The organism is Lactobacillus sp. PV012 (genome assembly GCF_014522325.1).
GTDB lineage: Bacteria > Bacillota > Bacilli > Lactobacillales > Lactobacillaceae > Lactobacillus.
Genome location: NZ_CP041983.1, coordinates 1,065,727 through 1,086,294 on the forward strand (window position 1 = coordinate 1,065,727; position 20,568 = coordinate 1,086,294).

General features: G+C 34.8%; 25 protein-coding genes. 5 read left to right on the forward strand and 20 right to left on the reverse strand.

The features are described 5' to 3' along the window. Positions 1-7: 7 nt before the first annotated feature. Together FP433_RS05270 and ezrA are read right to left on the reverse strand one after the other, a co-directional pair. On the reverse strand, positions 8-1,162 hold the full coding sequence (locus tag FP433_RS05270) for a cysteine desulfurase family protein (RefSeq protein WP_265486524.1): 1,155 nt from the start codon (positions 1,160-1,162) through the stop codon (positions 8-10). 91 nt (positions 1,163-1,253) lie between these two features. Beyond that, complete coding sequence (ezrA, locus tag FP433_RS05275; RefSeq protein ID WP_265484231.1) at positions 1,254-2,993, reverse strand: septation ring formation regulator EzrA; 1,740 nt, start codon at positions 2,991-2,993, stop codon at positions 1,254-1,256. A 299-nt stretch (positions 2,994-3,292) separates the two neighbouring features. Here ezrA and rpsD point away from each other — a divergent pair, with 299 nt between their 5' ends. From rpsD to FP433_RS05300, 5 genes are all read left to right on the forward strand, one after another. After that, positions 3,293-3,904: a 30S ribosomal protein S4 gene (rpsD, locus tag FP433_RS05280; protein WP_265484229.1), complete on the forward strand. Its 612-nt coding sequence runs from the start codon at positions 3,293-3,295 to the stop codon at positions 3,902-3,904. Between the two features lie 109 nt (positions 3,905-4,013). Then, positions 4,014-4,478: a YueI family protein gene (locus FP433_RS05285; RefSeq protein ID WP_265484227.1), complete on the forward strand. Its 465-nt coding sequence runs from the start codon at positions 4,014-4,016 to the stop codon at positions 4,476-4,478. Then, on the forward strand, positions 4,475-5,788 hold the full coding sequence (locus FP433_RS05290; RefSeq protein WP_265484226.1) for a replication-associated recombination protein A: 1,314 nt from the start codon (positions 4,475-4,477) through the stop codon (positions 5,786-5,788). The genes FP433_RS05285 and FP433_RS05290 overlap by 4 nt, the downstream gene beginning before the upstream one ends. A gap of 294 nt (positions 5,789-6,082) precedes the next feature. Beyond that, entirely contained in the window at positions 6,083-6,367 is a 285-nt protein-coding gene (locus FP433_RS05295; protein WP_265486525.1) for a hypothetical protein, read from the forward strand. Positions 6,368-6,416: 49 nt separating this feature from the next. Beyond that, entirely contained in the window at positions 6,417-6,890 is a 474-nt protein-coding gene (locus FP433_RS05300; protein WP_265484224.1) for a universal stress protein, read from the forward strand. 60 nt (positions 6,891-6,950) lie between these two features. Here FP433_RS05300 and FP433_RS05305 read toward each other — a convergent pair whose 3' ends face one another. The 18 genes from FP433_RS05305 to prfA all read right to left on the reverse strand — a co-directional run bounded on the left by FP433_RS05305 (position 6,951) and on the right by prfA (position 20,556). After that, a complete protein-coding gene (locus FP433_RS05305; RefSeq protein ID WP_265486526.1) occupies positions 6,951-8,144 on the reverse strand; it encodes an FtsW/RodA/SpoVE family cell cycle protein in 1,194 nt (397 codons plus the stop codon). Positions 8,145-8,157: 13 nt separating this feature from the next. Next, positions 8,158-8,385 carry a DUF2969 domain-containing protein gene (locus FP433_RS05310; protein ID WP_265484222.1) on the reverse strand — a complete coding sequence of 76 codons (228 nt, stop codon included), beginning with the start codon at positions 8,383-8,385 and terminating at the stop codon, positions 8,158-8,160. A gap of 54 nt (positions 8,386-8,439) precedes the next feature. After that, positions 8,440-8,763: a membrane protein insertion efficiency factor YidD gene (yidD, locus tag FP433_RS05315; protein ID WP_265486527.1), complete on the reverse strand. Its 324-nt coding sequence runs from the start codon at positions 8,761-8,763 to the stop codon at positions 8,440-8,442. Positions 8,764-8,766: 3 nt separating this feature from the next. Beyond that, positions 8,767-8,949: a DNA-directed RNA polymerase subunit beta gene (locus FP433_RS05320; RefSeq protein WP_265486528.1), complete on the reverse strand. Its 183-nt coding sequence runs from the start codon at positions 8,947-8,949 to the stop codon at positions 8,767-8,769. Position 8,950: 1 nt separating this feature from the next. After that, positions 8,951-9,940 (reverse strand): rod shape-determining protein, encoded by a 990-nt coding sequence (locus FP433_RS05325; RefSeq protein ID WP_265484219.1) that lies wholly within the window; start codon positions 9,938-9,940, stop codon positions 8,951-8,953. Between the two features lie 94 nt (positions 9,941-10,034). Then, positions 10,035-10,265: a DUF1146 family protein gene (locus FP433_RS05330; protein ID WP_265484218.1), complete on the reverse strand. Its 231-nt coding sequence runs from the start codon at positions 10,263-10,265 to the stop codon at positions 10,035-10,037. Positions 10,266-10,323: 58 nt separating this feature from the next. Beyond that, positions 10,324-10,767 (reverse strand): F0F1 ATP synthase subunit epsilon, encoded by a 444-nt coding sequence (locus FP433_RS05335; RefSeq protein WP_265484217.1) that lies wholly within the window; start codon positions 10,765-10,767, stop codon positions 10,324-10,326. 11 nt (positions 10,768-10,778) lie between these two features. Further along, positions 10,779-12,221, reverse strand: coding sequence for a F0F1 ATP synthase subunit beta (gene atpD / locus FP433_RS05340; RefSeq protein WP_265484216.1), 1,443 nt, complete (start codon positions 12,219-12,221; stop codon positions 10,779-10,781). A 22-nt stretch (positions 12,222-12,243) separates the two neighbouring features. Then, positions 12,244-13,191, reverse strand: a complete 948-nt coding sequence (locus FP433_RS05345) for a F0F1 ATP synthase subunit gamma (RefSeq protein WP_265484215.1) — start codon at positions 13,189-13,191, stop codon at positions 12,244-12,246. Between the two features lie 17 nt (positions 13,192-13,208). Next, positions 13,209-14,720: a F0F1 ATP synthase subunit alpha gene (gene atpA / locus FP433_RS05350; RefSeq protein ID WP_322555905.1), complete on the reverse strand. Its 1,512-nt coding sequence runs from the start codon at positions 14,718-14,720 to the stop codon at positions 13,209-13,211. 14 nt (positions 14,721-14,734) lie between these two features. Next, entirely contained in the window at positions 14,735-15,283 is a 549-nt protein-coding gene (locus FP433_RS05355) for a F0F1 ATP synthase subunit delta (RefSeq protein ID WP_265484213.1), read from the reverse strand. Continuing rightward, positions 15,283-15,783, reverse strand: coding sequence for a F0F1 ATP synthase subunit B (gene atpF, locus FP433_RS05360; protein WP_265484212.1), 501 nt, complete (start codon positions 15,781-15,783; stop codon positions 15,283-15,285). The genes FP433_RS05355 and atpF overlap by 1 nt, the downstream gene beginning before the upstream one ends. A gap of 48 nt (positions 15,784-15,831) precedes the next feature. Next, on the reverse strand, positions 15,832-16,044 hold the full coding sequence (atpE, locus tag FP433_RS05365; protein ID WP_265484211.1) for a F0F1 ATP synthase subunit C: 213 nt from the start codon (positions 16,042-16,044) through the stop codon (positions 15,832-15,834). 18 nt (positions 16,045-16,062) lie between these two features. After that, the gene (gene atpB, locus FP433_RS05370; RefSeq protein ID WP_265484210.1) at positions 16,063-16,779 is read right to left on the reverse strand and encodes a F0F1 ATP synthase subunit A; all 717 of its coding nucleotides are present in this window, start codon (positions 16,777-16,779) and stop codon (positions 16,063-16,065) included. 95 nt (positions 16,780-16,874) lie between these two features. After that, on the reverse strand, positions 16,875-17,504 hold the full coding sequence (gene upp, locus FP433_RS05375) for a uracil phosphoribosyltransferase (protein WP_265484209.1): 630 nt from the start codon (positions 17,502-17,504) through the stop codon (positions 16,875-16,877). A 129-nt stretch (positions 17,505-17,633) separates the two neighbouring features. Next, complete coding sequence (locus tag FP433_RS05380) at positions 17,634-18,632, reverse strand: L-threonylcarbamoyladenylate synthase (protein ID WP_265486529.1); 999 nt, start codon at positions 18,630-18,632, stop codon at positions 17,634-17,636. Next, the gene (gene prmC / locus FP433_RS05385) at positions 18,633-19,475 is read right to left on the reverse strand and encodes a peptide chain release factor N(5)-glutamine methyltransferase (protein WP_265486530.1); all 843 of its coding nucleotides are present in this window, start codon (positions 19,473-19,475) and stop codon (positions 18,633-18,635) included. Next, a complete protein-coding gene (prfA, locus tag FP433_RS05390) occupies positions 19,468-20,556 on the reverse strand; it encodes a peptide chain release factor 1 (RefSeq protein WP_265484206.1) in 1,089 nt (362 codons plus the stop codon). Before prfA ends, prmC begins: the two co-directional genes overlap by 8 nt. Positions 20,557-20,568: the final 12 nt, after the last annotated feature.

Here is a 20,568-nt window from a genome sequence, read left to right on the forward strand (position 1 = left end):
TGCCTCCTTACTTCAAATGATTAATTTCAGCAAAATGCTTATAAACTTTATCAAACTCCGCAATAAATCTATCTGCTTGCTCAATAGTATTACTTGGATCAAAACTTAAACGAATCGCCCCAGTAGCAATATCATCACGAACCTTCATTGAATTTAAAGTTCCACTTTCAACCTCACTTCTAGATGAACATGCACTAGTAGTCGAAGTAAAAATATCTTTTGCTTCTAAAGTATGGACTAAAGTTTCCCCTCGAATACCTTCTAAACCAAAACAAAGAATACTTGGAACAAAGTTTTCGCTAACAGGTGAAAAAATCTGAATTCCTGGCTTGTCCTTTAGATAATCAACAATTCTATTTTTCACACTAGCTTCACGCTGAGCATTTTTTTCTTCATTTTCTAAATACAACCGCATTGCTTTTGCTGTTGCAGCAATTCCTGCCAAATTTTCAGTACTTGAACGTAGGCCTTTTTCTTGACCACCCCCATCAATTAGTGGGTCAACCATCTTACCGGTCTTTTTGTACATAATTCCTGTACCTCTTGGTGCATGAAACTTATGAGCAGATAAACTCATTAAGTCCACTCTGGGTGTAAAAACCTTATCCCAGATATTTTTACCAAGTGCTTGGACATTATCAACATGAAAAGTTACATTCGGATACTCTTCCAGAATTTCACTTACTTCTTGAATTGGTTGAATTGAGCCAATTTCATTATTTACTCCCATAATCGAAACTAAAATGGTTTCACGATCTAAAGCATTTTTTAAATCTTCAGGATTAATAAAACCATTCTTATCAACTGGAAGCATTGTAACACGAAAACCTTGTTTTTCTAAAGCTTTCACCGTATTCGTCACAGCTGCATGTTCAATGCTCGTCGTAATGATATGATTACCGAATTCTCGCTTTGCTTGCGCTGTCCCTTTAATTGCCCAGTTATCTGATTCACTCCCACTTGAAGTAAAAAAGATTTCATAAGGTTTTACTCCTAAAAGATTAGCAATTTGCTTTCGTGAGGCCTCTAATAACTGATGGGAACGATCCCCTAACTTATGTAAACTTGAAGGATTTCCCCAAATTTCTTTAGTTACCTTATTAAAAGTGTCTAGTGCTTCAGGATAAACTTGTGTTGTTGCACTATTATCAAAATAGATCATAAATCTGTTCTCCTTCAAAAAACGACCATGAGAATGGTCGTTCACTTACTATTGTATAGTAGATAATAACTTATTTTAACAAAAACTGCAATTATTCTTCGTCAAAATCTTCGTTATTTTTATTTTCTTCTTGATCAGCATAATATTCATTTTCAATTCGTTCAAAAGCGCCTGGCTCTACTTTTTCTAAAGCTGTTCCAATGACATCAAGTGCTTCTTGGTATTCATATTTATTTTGGTAAAGATCAAAAGTTTCTTTACGCGCCTTTTTAATTTCTGGATTATTTAGATACTTATTAGAATATTGCATCATCAATTCCACCATATCAGCTGCTGAAGAAATTGTCTCTGCCTCTTTTTTCAAACGATCAATATCTTCCTGAATTTGAATAAGTTGTTCAGAAATATGTTCCATATTGATGCGAACTTTTTGGAGCTCTTCACTTGTCTTTTTAATTTCATTAATTACTAAAGTATATAACTGAACGAAACTTTCAGGCTTTCCTGGCAATTGACGACGTTCAAGACGACGATAAACTACTGAAACCTCTTGCTTAAATTTTTCAATTGAATCATTAGCAATTTGCTCGGCCCCATAGAGTCCATCCACATCTTGAGAAATTTCGTTTTCTCTTTTTTCAATTTGTTTCAGCTTTTTCAAAAGCGTCAGCCATTTATTCTCAATTTCTGAATAAACTCCTTCTCCATCCGCTAGCTTTTGGGTATCTGTTCCAAAATCAACATTCAAGTGATTTACTTCACTTTCCAAAGTTTTCGCTTCTTGTAATTCACCGTGAGTTAATTCATAACTTTCATCAATATGTTCTAATTTCTTAACTAACTTAGCTGATGCATTAGCTCCATGAGCAAGAAGATCCACAATCTTATCTTGGTTCTTTTCAATAAATGGCTTAGCCTTAAATTCCTTTGTCAAAATATTATAGAGATTATCAATTTGACTAGCTATCATTTCATTATTTTTTTCAACAGCATCAATATCAAGATTTCCCAAAACATCTAAATTATGGTCAATTTGGTTATAAAGATTCTTTACTTCTTCAGGAACGGAAACCTCCTTAATCATAAATTTATCTTTGCGCATTTGTTTATAAGTGGTACTAATCTCATTTAATTGCTCTGGGAAAGTTGTCTTTAAATCTTTATCAAATTGCTTAACTTTTGGTAATTCCTTTTGTAAAACACCTAGTTTTTCAGCAATCTTACTTAAAACTTGCTTAGCTTCTACGTGATCTCCTTGAGCAGAAAGATTTTTAACTGCATCAAAATCTTTCCCTATACTTGATAACTCATCTTCAATTTTATCTAAAGCTACTTCATAATTATAAGACTGAGCTAACACTTCTTTTCTCAAAGCTTGATAGTCTTTCAGTAAAGCAGCATTTTGTTTTTGGTTATCACGATTTGACTCTAAAAGCTCACCAAAAGCCTTCTCGCTTCCCTTTAAGTCTTCCTGAGCAGTTTGCACTAACTCTTGTGATTTACGAATTAATTTATTTGCTTTAAATAAGCTATATTTTCCATTTTCGATTTTAGCTTCTTTTAAAAGCTTATCTAAGGAAGCTCGGTCAATATTTTCAACACGATTATATTTTTTCTTCCACTTATTAAAAGTTTCTAAACTCTTCCCTGCTAACTCCATCTTTTCAAGACGCTTAATTTCCTCATCAATTGTAGGATTGGTTAAACTTGCGCGCATTCTTTGGAGCTGCTCAATTTTTTTGAGATTTGTTTTATTGATCCCAATCACACTCACGGCCGCAATAACTAAAATAATAAGTAATAAAATAATGATTATTGTTCCTGTTGCCATAAAATCCCTCCAAAAACTATTACTATTTATTATAGCAAAAATAAGTAACTTCCACAGGCTATAGTTAAGAAGATTTTTACTAATTAAACTTGCTTTTCCGCTTTTTAGTAGTTATAATGGAATCCGTGTAAAATATTTGCAGCAATAAGTGACAAGAACGTCAACATCTTAAGACGAGTTTAGTGAACGAGTAACCCGCGCTGCACTGGGCGAAATATGCAACTTAAGATGCACGAATGTTGAACTTATTCCTTATATTTTACTCCAGAAATTATTAACTATTTTATGGAGGATATTTTATGTCAAGATATACTGGCCCAAGCTGGAAGCGTTCAAGACGTTTAGGTATTTCACTTTCAGGAACTGGTAAAGAATTAAGTCGTCGTAACTATGTACCTGGTGACCACGGTCCTAATAACCGTGCTAAGGTTTCTGAATACGGCTTACAATTAAAAGAAAAGCAAAAGTTACGTTGGATGTACGGTTTAAATGAACGTCAATTCCAAAACTTATTCATTCGCGCAGGTAAGATTCGTGAAGGTAAGCACGGTGTTAACTTCATGGCCTTACTTGAAAGTCGTTTAGACAACATCGTTTACCGTCTTGGTTTAGCAACTACTAGAGAACAAGCTCGTCAACTTGTAAACCACGGACACATTTTAGTTAACGGTAAGCGTGTTGATATTCCATCTTACGAAGTTAAACCAGGTGACGAAATTACTTTAAGAGAAAAATCAAAGAACTTACAACAAGTTAAGGATGCTCTTGAAGCAACTGTTTCTCGTCCATCATTTGTTTCATTTGATGAATCTAAGATGACTGGTACTTTAGTACGTCTTCCAGAACGTGATGAAATGGAACCAGAAATCAACGAATCACTTGTTGTTGAATGGTACAACAAGAAGCTTTAATTTTATTATTGCTTCAAAAGCTCTTCCCTCACCTGGGAAGAGCTTTTTTATTGTTAATTCATTAATTCTTGCTACACTATACATAGAAATTAGAATCGAGGTAATAATTATGAGTGAAGATTTAAATCAACGTTTAGAGCAATCCTCTCACGGCAGTCTTCAAACTAAACCGGATGAACGTCGCCGTTTTTTAGGCTCATTAAGAGAGAGAACTTTTTTAAGAATGACGGTATCACAAGTTCAAGATCCTAAATGGCAAAAGATTTTTATTGAACACTTTGATGAATTTAAGTCATATTCAATTTTAATTAACGGAAAAATGCCTCAAAATGGTTTCATTGGACAAGTAATGGCCCTTTGTTCTAAAAATGATGTTAAGTTCACAATGATTAATGATAACACTGCTCAAGATGAGCCAGATGCTACTGGCCTACTTGTCGTTTCTCCAGTTGCCATTAATAGGATGCGTATTGAAATTAACCAAGTCTTCGCTCCTTCAATCGGTGGTGAAGGTTTAGAGTCTCCTAAGCCTCACAAAAAAAGTTTATTAGAAAGACTATTTGGAAAAAAATGAAACCTTTAGCTTATCGGATGCGCCCTACTAATATTGATGAAATTGTGGGTCAACATCATTTAGTTGGGCCTGGGAAGATTATTCGGCGAATGGTCGAAGCAAAACTTCTTTCTTCAATGATTCTTTATGGACCACCTGGCATTGGTAAAACCAGTATCGCTAGCGCAATTGCTGGATCTACTAAATATGCTTTTAGAACGCTTAATGCTGCTACTGATACTAAAAAAGATCTTCAAATTGTTGCTGAAGAAGCAAAAATGAGTGGAACAGTTGTTTTACTTTTAGACGAAATTCACCGCCTCGACAAAACAAAACAGGATTTTTTACTTCCGTTATTAGAATCTGGGCAAGTTATCTTAATTGGTGCTACTACAGAGAATCCTTACATCTCTATTTCTCCGGCCATTAGATCAAGAACTCAGATCTTTGAACTACAACGCTTAGAGGAAGCGGATGTTTCTCGTGCAATTGATCGTGCCCTAAAAGATGAAAAAGATGGGCTCGGTAAATATCATCCTCATTTAACAGCAAGCGCTCGGAAATTATTGATCAATACAGGAAACGGCGATCTTAGAGCCACTCTTAATGGCCTCGAATTAGCCGTCACTTCTACCTATCAAGAAAATAGAGAGATAAATAATGATAAGAAACAATTAATAATTGATCAAGATGCAATAGCTAATTCTCTTCAGGTAAAAAGTCAAGATTATGATGCCAATGGAGACAGTCACTATAATCTTATTTCTGCTTTTCAAAAGTCAATTCGTGGTTCAGATACTGATGCAGCTATTTATTATTTGGCCCAACTCTGTGAATCAGGAGATTTAATTTCAATTTGTCGCCGTCTTTTAGTTATTGCTTATGAAGATATTGGGCTAGCAAACATGCCAGCCTGTCAACGCACAGTGGCTAGTGTACAAGCCGCTCAAAGCGTCGGCTTGCCAGAAGCCCGTATTATTTTAGCAGATACCGTAATTGAACTTTGCTTATCTCCAAAAAGTAATAGTGGGATTCTTGCAATTGACCAAGCCTTAGAAGATATTCGAGCGAAAAAAATTTCACCTGTTCCTCCACATTTAAAAGATGCGCACTTTAAGGGGGCAAAAAAACTTGGTCACGGAGTTAACTATCTTTATCCTCACTCCTATCCCAATGACTGGGTAGCGCAGCAGTACCTTCCCACTAGTCTAAAAAATACCCAATACTTTAATCCAAAGGGAAATTCCAAGTTTGAAGAAGCTTTCAAGCGTCAATATAAACGATTGAAAAAGCTTCAAAAAGATGGGTTAAAATCAAAGCAAGATGATTGACATCTCTTTATTATCTGCTAGAATATTTATTGTCTGAGTTGATCGCGCATAATAATAATTAAGTTGACCGGTCAAATTTTAGACGTGGGAGTCTGTGAATAACATCCGAATCAGAATGCTAGCTTTGTCCTAGAATCTATATTCGCTGCGACACAGATTCAATTTAATGAACTATGCGGGTTCAACAAGCGTCATTATATGTTCCATCAACTCAGATTATTAAGAACTTTCAAAGCGGCTCCCAAGCCGCTTTTTCCATATCACCAACTTTTTTAATAAGCGAGGACTTTCATTGTGGCAATTAAATTTTTAATGATTATCTTTGTCATCTTTCTATTTTTAACAGCTTGGTACTTTTTCTTTGCACTTAACCAAGAAAAATTTTTAATTTTTAATATTAGTCAAAATGACAAAATTAAACCCTTAATCAAATTAACAGCAATTTTATTGATTATTATGGGCTTTGTGGGTATCATCATTACTTTCACCCTCCCAAAAATGTATAATTTTATTACGCTTGGGGTTAGTGCCTTAATTATGACCTACTTTTCTTTTCGCTTTACAAGTCTAAACTCTTAATCAAAATTGGATATTTTTGGTAAAATATAGTAGAAAGGTGGTAATCATTATGTTAAAACAATATAAAAACATTCAAGTTGCAGTTGATGGCTCTCATGAAGCAAAGATGGCCTTCAAGCGTGCTGTTGAAGTAGCCAAACGAAATGATGCTACATTAAATATTGTTCACGTTGTTGATACTCGTGCATTTCAAGATGTATCTAGCTTTGATTCTGCAATGGTCGAACAAGTTTCTAAAGATTCTGAAGAAAGAATCAAAAAGTATTATCAAGAAGCAATTGATGCTGGGATCAAAGATGTTAAGTACTCAATTGAGTATGGATCTCCAAAGAATATCTTAGCTCATCAATTTCCAGAAAAGCATAATATCGATTTAATAATCATTGGAGCTACTGGTTTAAATGCTGTCGAACGTCTCTTGATTGGTAGCATTACTGAATATGTAACTCGTACTGCTGAATGCGATGTTTTAGTAATTCGTCATCGAGATGCTCAAAAGATTGACATTGAAAATAACAATTAAATGCAAAATTAAAGGGCTAAGTGATTCAGATCACTTAGCCTTTTAATTTTTGATTCTAATTTAAAAGTCACCAGCTGTACTAAACATATAATCACGATGGTGCCACTTCATTGAAAGAATTAGCCCAACACCAATCATATTTCCTAGTAAGGCTGACCCCCCTTGGGATACAAACGGAAGTGGAATCCCTGTTAATGGTAAAACATCAATCCCCATTCCAATATTTTCAAAAACATGGAATAAAATCATCATAATAATTCCAGTTGAAATATATGAATAGAAAGCATTTTTTGTTTCAAAAGTAATTTTTACCATCTGAAGAATCAAGTAGAAATAAATTAAAATTAATGCACAACTTCCTACAAATCCAAATGATTCACCAATTACGGAAAAAATCATATCAGATGTCCGAACAGGAACATAAACATTTAATTTTCCAGCGCCAATTCCAAAGAGTTGACCTGAACCAATTGCTTTCATACTTTGCCATAATTGGTAGGCTCCTGAAGAAGTATCCTCAGCTGGATTTAACCAAGCATTAATTCTTTGAAACTGATAAGCTTTAAATCCAAAGTGAGTCAATATTTCTTGTCCACTAGGTGTAACTACCAACGTTATTGCTATGATACCAATTAGCGCTACAATACCATAAGTTGGAATAATAATTTTCCAAGAAATCCCTGAAACTAAAACAACTCCAGCTACAATTGCAATAAATACTAACATGGTCCCAAAGTCATTTTGAAGTTTCAATAAAATGGCTACAGGTAATAACCACCCAATAATCTCTGCTAATAAAATCCAATCATTTCGAATAGTATGAGCATACCGATTATTATGTCTTTCTACCACTCTAGCTAACATCAAAATGAAAGCTGGTTTCATTATTTCAGATGGTTGAAAAGTTAGGGGTCCTAATTTAAACCAACTTTTAGCTCCAGTATCAGCTGCAACTTGTCGATTATACAAGAAAAGAACTGCTATTAATAAAACAATTCCTATCCCATAAATATATGGTGCAATCTTAAATAGTTGTTCAGAATCAAATTGCATTACTAATACAATTAATCCAGCAGATAACAGATACCAAATTCCTTGACTAACTACGGTTTTTAATGGTGATCCCATAGAGGGATCATTAGCAGCAGCTATCCAAATCGTATATAAACTGATTATTGCTAAAAGGACAACAGGAATTACTATTCCCCATGCTATTCTTTCATACCAAGCTGGCTTTTTTTCAACTTGTGCCATACGTTAGCCTCAACTATTTTTCGTGTAAAGTAAAGTAAGATAGTAACTCATTAATTGCACTTTCCAAGGTCTTCGAATAAAGACTGTGATTGTTTTTAGTAGAAGTTACATGATAACGTTCTTCAACTTGTTCAATAATACCAATTGATTGTTTGCCAGGTATTACCACTTCCCAGGTTGGAATGGCCACACCCTTTTTTTCATTAACTTCGATTTCAATATTTTGTTGTTTTCGTGACATAAATATTCTCCTATTTCCTTTTGAAATTTATCGGGAAAACTAGTATTTTAACATTTAAATTTTAAAATGGTTTTCAGCATTCTTTTTTGACGATTTTTTATAAAATGATCTAGCAATAATTGGATCCATATATCTCTCTGGATGAGGATTTCTTCTTAAAGTAAATTTATCTGGTACTGGATCCACACCTCCCCTAATAAATGGATTACATCTCAAAATACGACTTACTCCCATTAGTGTTCCCTTAAAAGCTCCATGTTTTTTCAAAGCAGTAATCATATATGAAGAACAAGTCGGATAATACCGACAACTAGGTGGCAATAAGGGAGAAATTGCTAGTTGATAAAATCGTACAAATGCGATTAAAATTTTTTTCATAATTTAACTTAAGAAATTGAATAATTTTGCCCAAGTAGTTGGAAAGAAAATAGCAAATGGATTAGTACCTGAAAAAGCACATCCAATAAATGCCATAACTATCACTACCAGTAAAAGGTATAAAATTAATTTTCCAATTTTTCTAAAAGTGTTTTTTAATACTTCTGAATTAAAATATTTTTCCATCTTAACGCTTCTTATGTTGCTCAATATTCTCTAATAAGATTCCAGTTCCTTCAGCAACTGCTTCAAGTGGATTATCTGCTATTAAAACTGGTACTTGAAGGTAATATGAAATTAAACTATCTAAATTCTTTAAAAGTGCTCCTCCACCAGTCAACATAATTCCACGATCAATAATATCAGCAGAAAGTTCTGGTGGGGTTTCTTCTAGTACTTCTTTAGTTGCATCAATAATCGACATCAACCCATCATTTAAAGCACCTTGAATCTCAGGCGCAGTAACTGTTACTGTACTAGGTAATCCATTAATTATATCACGACCACGGATATCTATTTTTTTAGCTTCGTCGGCCTTAAATGCGTATCCAATTTCTTTCTTGATTTGCTCTGCTGTCCGTTGACCAATAAGTAAGTTTTTTTCATTTTTTACGTAATTAATAATGGCTTGGTTCATTTTGTCACCAGCCCAACGAAGAGAACGTGAAGTTACAATTTCACCCATTGATAAAATTGCAATATCAGTTGTACCTCCACCAATATCAATTACCATATTACCTTGGGGTTTAAAAATATCCAGTCCTGCCCCTACAGCTGCTACTTTTGGTTCAAAGTCAAGATACACTTGTCCGCTACCTGTCTTTTCAGCAGCTTGGATAATTGCCTTTTGTTCAATAGAGGTTACTCCTGCTGGAGCACAAATTAAAATATTTGGTTTGGACATTACCCCTTTAACATTTAACTTTTCTAAAAAGTACTTTAACATTGTTTCAGTAATATCAAAGTCCGCAATTACTCCATTTTTTAAAGGTCTAATAACTCTAATATTGCCCGGAGTACGTCCCACCATTTCATAAGCGTCATTTCCGACTGCTACTACTTCATCTGTTTTTGTATCAACAGCAACTACAGAAGGTTCATCTAATACGATTCCTTTTCCTGCCACATTAATTAAAACATTTGCTGTTCCCAAATCGATTCCTATATCTCTTGCCACGTTTGAGCCTCCAATAATTTATCATTAAAATTGTAACACAAAATTAGCCTCACTTTAAGAATTTGCTTAAACTTCGAATTTTTTAATACTTTCCTTAAAAAAGTAAACTCAAAGCTGCTGATTGATCCACTAAAGTTATCAAAAATTGTCCTACCAAATACCCTATACTAATCGCTAAAAAAATTAAAAATATTTGAATTTCTATTGTATGTCCCTTTTTAAAAAGTCTATCTACTCTTAATGAACGAACTATTCTAAAAGAAATTCCAATTGTTACTAAATAAGTTATTAATGTTATTAAAGCGTGTGCGCCTACTTGTTTCATGGACGATTCCTCTATTTTATAAAGAAAAAGAGCCCGATTTCTCGGTCTCTTTTACTGCTTACTCATTGTAATTTTCACGTACATGTAATCTATTCACAGCACGTCTTAATGCAACTTCTGCTTCAAGCATTTCACGATCATTGTGTTCAGCTTGAGCTTGTTTAATGCTCTCTTCAGCTCTTTGCTTAGCTAATTGAGCACGTGCTGCATCAATATTTCTAGCTCTTTCTGCACTATCAGCAATGATAGTAGCCACGTTATTAGAAAATTCTACGTAACCTCCGTTAACCGCAATGTGATCTACTCGATCATTCATTGCATGATCACGTGTTACCTTTACTTCACTAATTGTTAATGGCGTGATTAATGGTAAGTGGTCATGCATAACTGCTAACTCACCATCCACCGATCTCATCACTAACATTGTGGCATGATGTGAATAAATAATTCCATCAGGTGTAACTACAGTAACGGTTAAAAGATTATTTTCTGGTTCTGCCATTGCGCATCACCTTACTTTGCTTCTTCTAACATTGCTTGAGCTTCAGGATCTTTAGGAGTTACTCCCATTTCCTTAGCTTTCTTAATTACATCTTCAATCGGACCAACACCACGAAAGGCATCTTCAGGAAGATCATCAAGTTTACCATCAATAATCATCTTAAAGCCTTTAATAGTTTCCTTAATTGGTACATATGATCCTGGAACTCCAGTAAATTGTTCCGCTACAAAGAAATTTTGTGAAAGGAAGAACTGAATTCTTCTTGCACGACCAACAATTAATTTTTCTTCATCAGATAATTCATCCATACCTAACACAGAAATAATATCTTGTAATTCTTGGTAGCGTTGTAAAATGTGTTGCACTTCAACAGCCACATGATAGTGATCTTCTCCAACAATTTCTGGATCTAAGGCACTTGAAGTAGATTCAAGTGGGTCTACCGCTGGATAAATACCCTTATCTACTAAACTACGTTCCAAGTTAGTAGTTGCATCCAAGTGAGCAAAAGTTGTTGCTGGAGCAGGGTCAGTGTAGTCATCGGCAGGCACATAAACAGCCTGAATTGAAGTAATTGATCCTTTTTTAGTAGAAGTAATTCTTTCTTGTAATTGTCCCATTTCAGTTGCCAAAGTAGGTTGATATCCTACGGCACTTGGCATACGACCTAATAGGGCAGAAACTTCTGAACCAGCCTGAGTGAAACGGAAAATATTATCAATAAATAATAATACGTCTAATCCTTCAACATCACGGAAGTATTCCGCAATTGTTAATCCAGTTAATGCAACCCGCATTCTGGCACCAGGCGGTTCATTCATCTGACCAAACACCATGGCAGTTTTAGCTAAAACTCCAGATGCCTTCATTTCAAAGTAAAGGTCATTCCCTTCACGTGTTCTTTCTCCAACACCTGTGAATACAGAAATACCACCATGTTCTTGAGCAATGTTGTGAATTAATTCTTGAATGATAGTAGTTTTACCAACACCGGCACCACCAAACAAACCAATTTTACCACCACGAACGTAAGGCTCAAGTAAATCAATAACCTTGATTCCTGTTTCCAAAATTTCTTCACTAGTACTTAATTCTGAGTACTTTGGAGCATTTTTGTGGATACTTTCACGTTCAACATCTTCTAAAGCTGGGCCACCATCAATTGGATTACCCAAAACATTAAATACACGTCCTAGTGTTGGCTTACCAACTGGCACAGAAATTGGAGCACCTGTATCTTCAACTTCCATTCCACGTTTTAAAGCGTCGGTAGATTCCATTGAGATAGTTCTTAATACTCCATCACCAAGTTCAAGAGTTACTTCAAGAACAATAGTTTTACCTTCATCATTTTTTACGTGTAACGCATTGTTAATTGCTGGTAAATCTTTTCCAATTGGAAATTCTACGTCAACAACTGGTCCAACAACTTGAACAATTTCGCCTTTACTCAAACCATCTACCTCCTTTTCTATTTTATTCTAAAGCACTTGCTCCACCGATAATTTCAGTAATTTCGGTAGTAATTTGTGCTTGCCTTGCTCTGTTTAATCTTGTCTTCAAATCAGATACTACATCTTCCGCATTTTGAGTGGCACTTTGCATTGCTGTCATTGAACTGGCATGTTCAGCAGTTTTTGCATCTAAGATAGCCCCAAAAATTGTTGATTTTGCATACTGAGGTAAAACAGCCTTTAGAACTTCATTAATATTTGGTTCGATAAGGTAATCTTTTGGCATTTCTTCTTGCTCATTAATATCAATGTCAGAAATTGGTAACATCTTTTCTACTCTAAAAGCAGAAGTTAAGGTGTTAACATGGTGAGTGTAACATACATATAACTCATCATAAACGCCGTTTAAATACATCTTTACAGCTGTTTCTACCACATCTTTAACTTGATCATAAGTTGGCACATCATCAATTCCGCTGTATTCATAAACAACGTTTAAATTTTGCTTTTTAAAAAAGTCAGCTGCTACACTACCTACAGCTAAAATTTTTGTATCTTTGCCGTTTACCTTATCATCTCCAAAAATACTCATCATATTTTTGATAACTTGACTATTATAGGATCCCACTAATCCGCGATCGCCACTGATTACTAAGTAACCAGTTGATTTAATATTCTTTCGATGTTGGATTAAAGAGCCCATTGTACCTAAGTTAAAGATATGGGCATAATCTAATGAAGAGATTTTTTCACTACTTAGTTCACTTGCACCCACTGAATTAACAATTTGAGAACTCATTAAGTGAGACACAGTAGCTCTTATCTTATCATTATAAACTGTATAACCTTGATCGATCTTTTCAGTTTTATTTAGCTTAACTCCAGAAACCATTCTCATAGCTTCCGTAATTTGCCCAGTTTTCTGAATTGAAGCAATCTTTCTTTTTAATTCAAGGAGAGATTCCGCCATTGCAATAACCTCCTCGTTTAATTCTTACTGATTGAAAAACCTTCATTGAAGTTCTTTAAAGCTTCATTAAGTTTATCTTCATCAGGTAAGTCACCAGTTTTACGGATAACATCAAGTAAATCTTCATGATTACTTGCAAAGAATGAATACAATTCTAATTCATAACGTTGAATATCTTCAACTGGAATAGAATCAATAAATCCATGGGTTAATGCGTAAAGAATTAAAACTTCATCTTCAACTGGCAAAGTTTTATGAAGTGGTTGTTTTAATACTTCTACTGTCCGACGACCACGATTCAATTTTGCTTGAGTAGCTTGATCTAAATCACTACCAAATTGGGCAAAACTCTCAAGTTCACGATATGAAGCTAAATCCACACGCAAAGTACCTGCAACTTTTTTCATTGCTTTAATCTGTGCACTACCACCAACACGAGAAACTGATTCTCCGGCATTTACGGCAGGACGGGTTCCAGCAAAGAACATATCTGCTTCCAAGAAAATCTGTCCGTCAGTAATTGAAATAACATTAGTAGGAATATAAGCAGAAATATCACCAGCTTGAGTTTGAATAAATGGTAATGCAGTCATTGAACCGCCACCAAGTTTTTCACTCAATCTTGCACTACGTTCCAATAAACGTGAGTGTAAGTAGAAAACATCCCCTGGATAAGCTTCACGACCAGGTGGACGACGCAAAAGCAAGGAAAGTTCACGGTAAGCAACAGCCTGCTTACTTAAATCATCAAAGACGATTAAAACGTCCTTACCATTGTACATAAACTCTTCACCCATTGCAGTACCTGCATATGGTGCAATATAAAGCATGGGAGCTGGTTCACTTGGTCCAGCTTCTACAACAATGGTATAATCCATTGCTCCAAAACGTTTTAAGGTTTCAACAGAATTCTTTACAGTTGATTCCTTTTGACCGATGGCAACATAAATACAAATTACATCTTGATCTTTTTGATTAATAATTGTATCAAGGGCTAAGGCAGTCTTACCTGTCTTACGATCCCCAATAATTAATTCACGTTGTCCTCGACCAATTGGCACTAATGCGTCAATTGCCTTAATACCTGTTTGTAAAGGTTGATTTACAGATTGACGATCCATAACACCTGGCGCTTTACTTTCTACAGGTCTAGTTTTATCAGTCTTGATTTCACCTAAACCGTCAACAGCTTGACCTAAAGGATTAACTACACGTCCAATCAAGGCATCTCCTACAGGAACTTCCATGATCCGGCCTGTGCGCTTAACTTGATCACCTTCACGAATATTGTCAAATTGTCCTAAAATAATGATACCAACATCATTAGCTTCAAGGTTTTGAGCAATACCGTATGAACCATTTGAAAATTCTAATAATTCACCAGAAAGTGCATCATTTAAGCCGTGAGCACGGGCGATACCGTCACCGACATAGGTAACAGTTCCTACTTCGTCGACGTTGAGCTTATCATCATAGTTTTCAAGCTGTTTCTTGATCAAAGCACTAATTTCTTCGGCTTTAATGCTCAATGGTTTCACCTCTTTTATTTACTCTTTAATAATTGCTCACGAATGTGTTGCAATTTGGTTCTAATTGAACCATCAATAATACGATCTCCTACTTGGAGAATAACACCGCCTAGAATACTAGGTTCAACTTTATTTGTTAAAATCAAATCGTTTAGCCCATACTTTTTTGCATAAGCTTGTGAGATTTTACTTAATTCAGTCTTTGTTAATTTAACTGCACTTGTTACAGTTCCTGTAGCAATATTTTTGTAATGATCATAAAGATTATCAAAACTTGTTATAATTTCAACAAAGTTATTAAATCTACCGTATGCAAGTAAAAATTCTAAAAACTTTTTACTTTCAGGTGTTAAATCTTCTGAAATAGTAGCTAAGAATTTTTCTTTTTCTTTTGTGGACAAAATAGGATCTGCCAATAGATTAATAACAGTTGGATTTTCTTTCACTGCTTGTTCTAAGGCATTCATATCACTATAAACTTGTTCTAAAGAATCTGTATCTTGAGCATATTCAAACAAAGCTTTACTATATCTAGCAGCAATTTCTTCTCTACTTAAAGACATTAATCATTCAGCCCCTTGATAAATTGATCTACCAAGTCTTTTTGATCTGCAGCAGATAAATTCTTAGCAATTACTTTTTCTGCAATTGCCACTGAAAGATCAGCTACTTGGTCCCGAGCTTCATTTAAGGCATCTGTTTTAGCTTGAGCAGCTTCAGCAGTAGCCTTTTTTCTAATTGCGGCAGCTTCAGTATCAGCATCACTAATAATAGATGCTTTTGTTTTTTCCGCATTACTCTTTGCAGTAGAAAGAATCTGTGTTGCCTCTTGTCTTGAGTTCTTAAGCTCTGCTTCACGCTTATTAGCTAATAATTCAGCTTTTTTACGGTCATCTTCTGCTTGTTCAATATCAGTGATAATCTTTTCACGACGTTTTTCCATCATGCTTGTCACTGGACCCCAAGCAAAATGCTTAACTAAAACAAGAAGGACAGCAAAGATAAAGAGGTAATAGAATGTGTCACCTAGCTCTAACTTTAAGGCTGCAAACATAAATTGCATTTGATTACCCTTCTTTCTAGTAACTACGAAATTCTTTTTTCACGTATATTACATAAAAAGAATTAAGAAACCGAACACAATTGCCAAAATAGGAACAGCTTCGATCAAACCAACACCGATAAACATAGTTGTTCTTAAATTACCAGCTGCTTCTGGTTGTCTTGCCATACCTTCAATAGTTTTTGAGATAACTTGTCCGTTACCATATGAAGCTGCTAAGGCAGCTAAACCAGCAGCGATAGCTGCACCGATGTATTTCATATAAAAAACCTCCGAAAATTATTCTTCTGTAACTTTGTTTCCGATATATACCATAGATAAAGTTACAAATACATATGCTTGGATAGAGCCAATAAAGACAGAGAAGCCTTGCCAAACAAGTGTCAATGGTGCCGAAGCGATGACTGTCCAAAGACCACCACTTTTTGCCAGGCGATTTCCAATCAATGTTAACAAAACTTCACCAGCATAAATATTACCGTATAGACGTAGTGATAACGTCAAGAAGTTAGTAAACTCTTCAATCAAGTTAATTGGAAGCAAGAAGCCAACTGGCTTTGCATAACTAACAAGATAGCCTTTTACACCGTATTTCTGTACTCCAAAGTTAAATGCTAAAAGCAATGTCATCATTGCCATCGTCATTGTAATAGTTGGGTTGGCAGTTGGTGATTTCACAAGGATGTGATCGTTGATAGAGAATTCGAAAAACAAACCTAACTGATTCATCATAAAGATGAATAAAAATAAGGTAAAAGCATACAATGATAAGTGCTTTTGAGCATCTTCATCTTCTACATTTGACTTGACAATGTCATTTGTAAAATCAATTAAATACTCGAGCATATTTTGCTTTTTTGTTGGTTTAATGCTTATTTTTCTTGAAAGATAATAAACAAAAAAGAACACAGCAAGGGCAACTAGTGTCCCACCTAAACAGTTAGTAAGATTAAAATTCAAACCTCCGATACCAACAACAACAGATTTTTCACCCACTTCGTGACCTCCCTTCTTGTGCTGAATACCTCAAACACAATTAAAATGATAACACCAAAATCTAACAAAATCAAAAGTATATTTAGATAGATTTGTTATTTAGTGCCGAACAAACGATCACCGGCATCACCTAATCCAGGGTAAATATAACCATTAGGCATTAGCTTTTCATCTTCTGCTGCCGCATAGATATCTACATCTGGATGAGCTTCTTGCACAGCTTTTACTCCGTCAGGAGCTGCTACGAGTACAGCCAAACGAATATTTTTAGCACCACGCTTTTTTAAAGCATCAATTGCCATAATAGCTGAACCACCTGTTGCTAGCATTGGATCAACCACTACACAATCACGTTCTTCAATATCTGCAGGCATCTTAAAGAAATATTCATGTGGCTTCAATGTTTCTTCATCACGGTACATTCCAATATGTCCAACTTTAGCTGAAGGAATCATTTGTAAAACTCCATCTACCATCCCGAGTCCAGCACGTAAAATAGGAACAATGACTAACTTTTTACCTGCTAGTTCTTTTTGAGTAGACTTACCCATTGGCGTTTCGATTTCCACATTCTTTAATGGTAAATCACGTGTCATTTCATATACCATTAATCCACCAATTTCACCAACAATTTGTCTAAATTCGTTAGTTCCAGTTGTTTTTTTACGAATAATGGTCAATTTGTGTTGAATTAATGGATGATTTAAAACAGTAAATTTTCCCATAATAGCCTCCTGTATAAATTAATGTTTGTTCTGATAAATATTTTAACAGAATTACTTATTAGTGACGCTTTAAATTTAAAGAAAAAAGCTTTTAAATAGCATCTCTCACTTACTATTTAAAAGCTTATCTTATTTATTAAAATAATGGTGTCCAGCTGCTGCTTTAGTCAAGCGATTCATATAAGCTGCACTAATATCTCCTTGTTGAAAGCCTTGAACATATATTTTTTTAATATTTTTTTGTTCATCAAAATAGCGCAAAGCTCCAAAAAGATTATGAGCTGCTTCATCAATATTCTCGCCCAAATTAAAAGTATTATTAGCTTCGATATTTTTTAATACATTGCTTAAGGCTGCTACACCAACTTGGTTATTATAAACAATTTTTTCAAAATCTTTTACATCATCCACAATATAAACTGGTGCACTTGGTGCATAGTGACGGTATTTCATTCCAGGTGCTTTAGGAACACCCTTAGTTTGAGTAGTGCCTTTATTCATTAAAACCGTTTGTCCTAATGCTTCACTTAGTTGCTCTGGAGTGATTTCACCAGGTCGTAATACCACAGGAGTTTCTACTGAAAGATCAATAATAGTGGATTCAAGACCAATTTCAGTTGGTCCATTATCTACAATTCCTGCAATTTTACCATTTAAATCATGGAAAACATGTTCAGCAGTTGTTGGACTAGGTTTAGTTGAAGTATTAGCAGAAGGTCCGACAATTGGTGCATCAAGCTTGCTAATTAATTCTTGCGTCAATTTATCTTGGGGATTGCGGAAAGCAGCTGTCGTCAAGCCCCCAGTGACTGCATTAGGTAATGCCCCCTCTTTTACTTTCAAAATAATTGTTAAAGGACCAGGCCAAAATTGGTTAATTAACTTCTCAGCTACTTTAGGGATTTGTGTCACATATCTTGCCATCATTTCAGGATTAGAGACAGTCACAATTAAAGGATTATCACTTGGTCGTCCTTTGGCTGCATAAACATTTTTTACCGCTACTTCATCAGTCGCAAGCGCACCTAAACCATAAACAGTTTCAGTTGGAAAGGCAACTAATTCGCCTCTCTTCAAAAGCTTAACTGCATCATCAAGTTGATCTTTTGAAAAAATTTTAGTTTCCATTTAATTTTTCCATCTCCCATGTACCATTCGAGGTTTACCAGATAAGTCTTTCTTAAATTCAATTTCAAACTCAGGCAATTCTTTGGCAAAAAGTTTTGCTAAATCATCTTGCTGATTAAATCCAAATTCCAAGAAAAATTGTCCATTTTTATTCAGATGATCTTTTACTTGCTGCGCAAACCTACGATAAAAATCTAACCCATCTTCTCCACCAAATAGTGCTTCTTCAGGCTCATTTTGAATTACATTTTTATCCATCAAATTTTTTTCGTCTAATTTAATATAGGGAGGATTTGAGACAATTAGATCAAATTTTTCCAACCCAATTAGTACATTAGCTTTTCTGGTAATTACATCTAAATCATAATTCAAAAAGTTTTCTTCACTTTCACGTAAAACATTATCTGATATATCACTTGCATATAAGGTTAAATTACTAATATTTTTTTCTTTAGCTTTATTTGCTAAAGCTACCATAATTGCACCAGATCCTGTACCTAAATCAAGTACCTTTTGGTTCTCACTAAGATTATCAAGTGCCCACAGAACTAATTCTTCTGTTTCAAAACGAGGAATTAAGACTCCTCTTTTAACTAAAATTTTATATCCTAAAAACCAGCTATATCCCACAATATATTGAGGAGAAACTCCCTTAGCAAGTTTTTTTAAATCTCGTCTAATTACTTTTAGCTGCTCAGCGGTCAAATTATCTTCTAAATGCATTTGAAATTCACTAGGAGTATAGTCTAAGCGTTCTGCTAACACATAGTCTACATCTTCAGGAAGAATTTCAGGATTTTCTTTTAAAAAGTTCTGCTTAATTTGCTTAAAATTACTAGGCATTTTCTTCCGCCATCTTTTCTAATTGTTGTGTTTGATAATAAAGAACTAAAGCATTGATAACTTCATCAAGTTCTCCATTTAAGATTCGATCTAACTTATTAAGTGTCAAACCAATACGGTGATCAGTTACACGATTTTGTGGGAAATTATAAGTTCTAATTCTTTCAGAACGATCACCAGTACCAACAGCACTTTTACGTTTTGCATCATATTGAGCTTGATTTTGACTTTCATAATAATCATAAACACGTGATTTCAAAATTTGCATTGCTTTTTCACGGTTCTGCTGTTGAGATCTTTGATCTTGCATAGCCACTACAATACCCGTTGGCAAGTGTGTCATACGAACGGCACTAGAAGTCTTGTTAATGTGTTGACCACCAGCACCTGAAGAGCGGTAAACATCCACACGAATATCTTTTTGATCAATATCAATATCTACTTGTTCATATTCAGGCATTACTGCTACAGTTGCAGTTGAAGTATGAACACGACCCTGAGATTCAGTTACTGGAATACGTTGTACACGGTGAGCCCCATTTTCATACTTTAACTTAGAATATACTTTATCTCCTGTAATCATTAAGGCCACATGTTTGTACCCACCTACTTCAGTTGGATCGGAATCAATAATTGAAACCTTCCAGCCTTGAGTTTCAGCATATTTTTCATACATTCTCAATAAGTCAGCAGCAAATAATGATGCTTCATCCCCTCCGGCAGCTCCACGAATTTCCATAATAATATCTTTGTCATCATTAGGATCTTTTGGAAGCATTAAGATTTTGATTTCATCCTCAAGTTCTGTTACTTCTTTTTCAAGCTCTGAATTTTCTTCTTTAGCCATTTCAACTAAATCGCTGTCGGATTCATTAGAAATAATTTCTTTATTATCTGCAATTTCCTTTTTATCAGCTTTATACTGACGATACTTTTGAACAACTTCACGCATATCTGCTTCTTCTTTTGAAATTTCCATATAGCGTTTAGTGTCATTAATTACTTCTGGGTCAGCCATCATTTCTTGCAATTCTTCATAGTGGCCAACTAAACTCTCCAATTGAGCCATAACTTTATCCATTGTTAAAATCCT

Bases quoted from the DNA above. Each gene is read 5' to 3' on its own strand.
- FP433_RS05285 (WP_265484227.1), top strand. From the start codon at position 4,014: ATGAGTGAAGATTTAAATCAACGTTTAGAGCAATCCTCTCACGGCAGT.
- yidD (WP_265486527.1), bottom strand. From the start codon at position 8,763: ATGAAAAAAATTTTAATCGCATTTGTACGATTTTATCAACTAGCAATT.
- FP433_RS05290 (WP_265484226.1), top strand. From the start codon at position 4,475: ATGAAACCTTTAGCTTATCGGATGCGCCCTACTAATATTGATGAAATT.
- FP433_RS05300 (WP_265484224.1), top strand. From the start codon at position 6,417: ATGTTAAAACAATATAAAAACATTCAAGTTGCAGTTGATGGCTCTCAT.
- FP433_RS05320 (WP_265486528.1), bottom strand. From the start codon at position 8,949: ATGGAAAAATATTTTAATTCAGAAGTATTAAAAAACACTTTTAGAAAA.
- FP433_RS05380 (WP_265486529.1), bottom strand. From the start codon at position 18,632: ATGGAAACTAAAATTTTTTCAAAAGATCAACTTGATGATGCAGTTAAG.
- FP433_RS05270 (WP_265486524.1), bottom strand. From the start codon at position 1,162: ATGATCTATTTTGATAATAGTGCAACAACACAAGTTTATCCTGAAGCA.
- FP433_RS05330 (WP_265484218.1), bottom strand. From the start codon at position 10,265: ATGAAACAAGTAGGCGCACACGCTTTAATAACATTAATAACTTATTTA.
- FP433_RS05335 (WP_265484217.1), bottom strand. From the start codon at position 10,767: ATGGCAGAACCAGAAAATAATCTTTTAACCGTTACTGTAGTTACACCT.
- ezrA (WP_265484231.1), bottom strand. From the start codon at position 2,993: ATGGCAACAGGAACAATAATCATTATTTTATTACTTATTATTTTAGTT.
- upp (WP_265484209.1), bottom strand. From the start codon at position 17,504: ATGGGAAAATTTACTGTTTTAAATCATCCATTAATTCAACACAAATTG.
- atpE (WP_265484211.1), bottom strand. From the start codon at position 16,044: ATGAAATACATCGGTGCAGCTATCGCTGCTGGTTTAGCTGCCTTAGCA.
- FP433_RS05355 (WP_265484213.1), bottom strand. From the start codon at position 15,283: ATGTCTTTAAGTAGAGAAGAAATTGCTGCTAGATATAGTAAAGCTTTG.
- FP433_RS05310 (WP_265484222.1), bottom strand. From the start codon at position 8,385: ATGTCACGAAAACAACAAAATATTGAAATCGAAGTTAATGAAAAAAAG.
- rpsD (WP_265484229.1), top strand. From the start codon at position 3,293: ATGTCAAGATATACTGGCCCAAGCTGGAAGCGTTCAAGACGTTTAGGT.
- atpF (WP_265484212.1), bottom strand. From the start codon at position 15,783: ATGCAATTTATGTTTGCAGCCTTAAAGTTAGAGCTAGGTGACACATTC.
- prfA (WP_265484206.1), bottom strand. From the start codon at position 20,556: ATGGATAAAGTTATGGCTCAATTGGAGAGTTTAGTTGGCCACTATGAA.
- prmC (WP_265486530.1), bottom strand. From the start codon at position 19,475: ATGCCTAGTAATTTTAAGCAAATTAAGCAGAACTTTTTAAAAGAAAAT.
- FP433_RS05305 (WP_265486526.1), bottom strand. From the start codon at position 8,144: ATGGCACAAGTTGAAAAAAAGCCAGCTTGGTATGAAAGAATAGCATGG.
- FP433_RS05345 (WP_265484215.1), bottom strand. From the start codon at position 13,191: ATGGCGGAATCTCTCCTTGAATTAAAAAGAAAGATTGCTTCAATTCAG.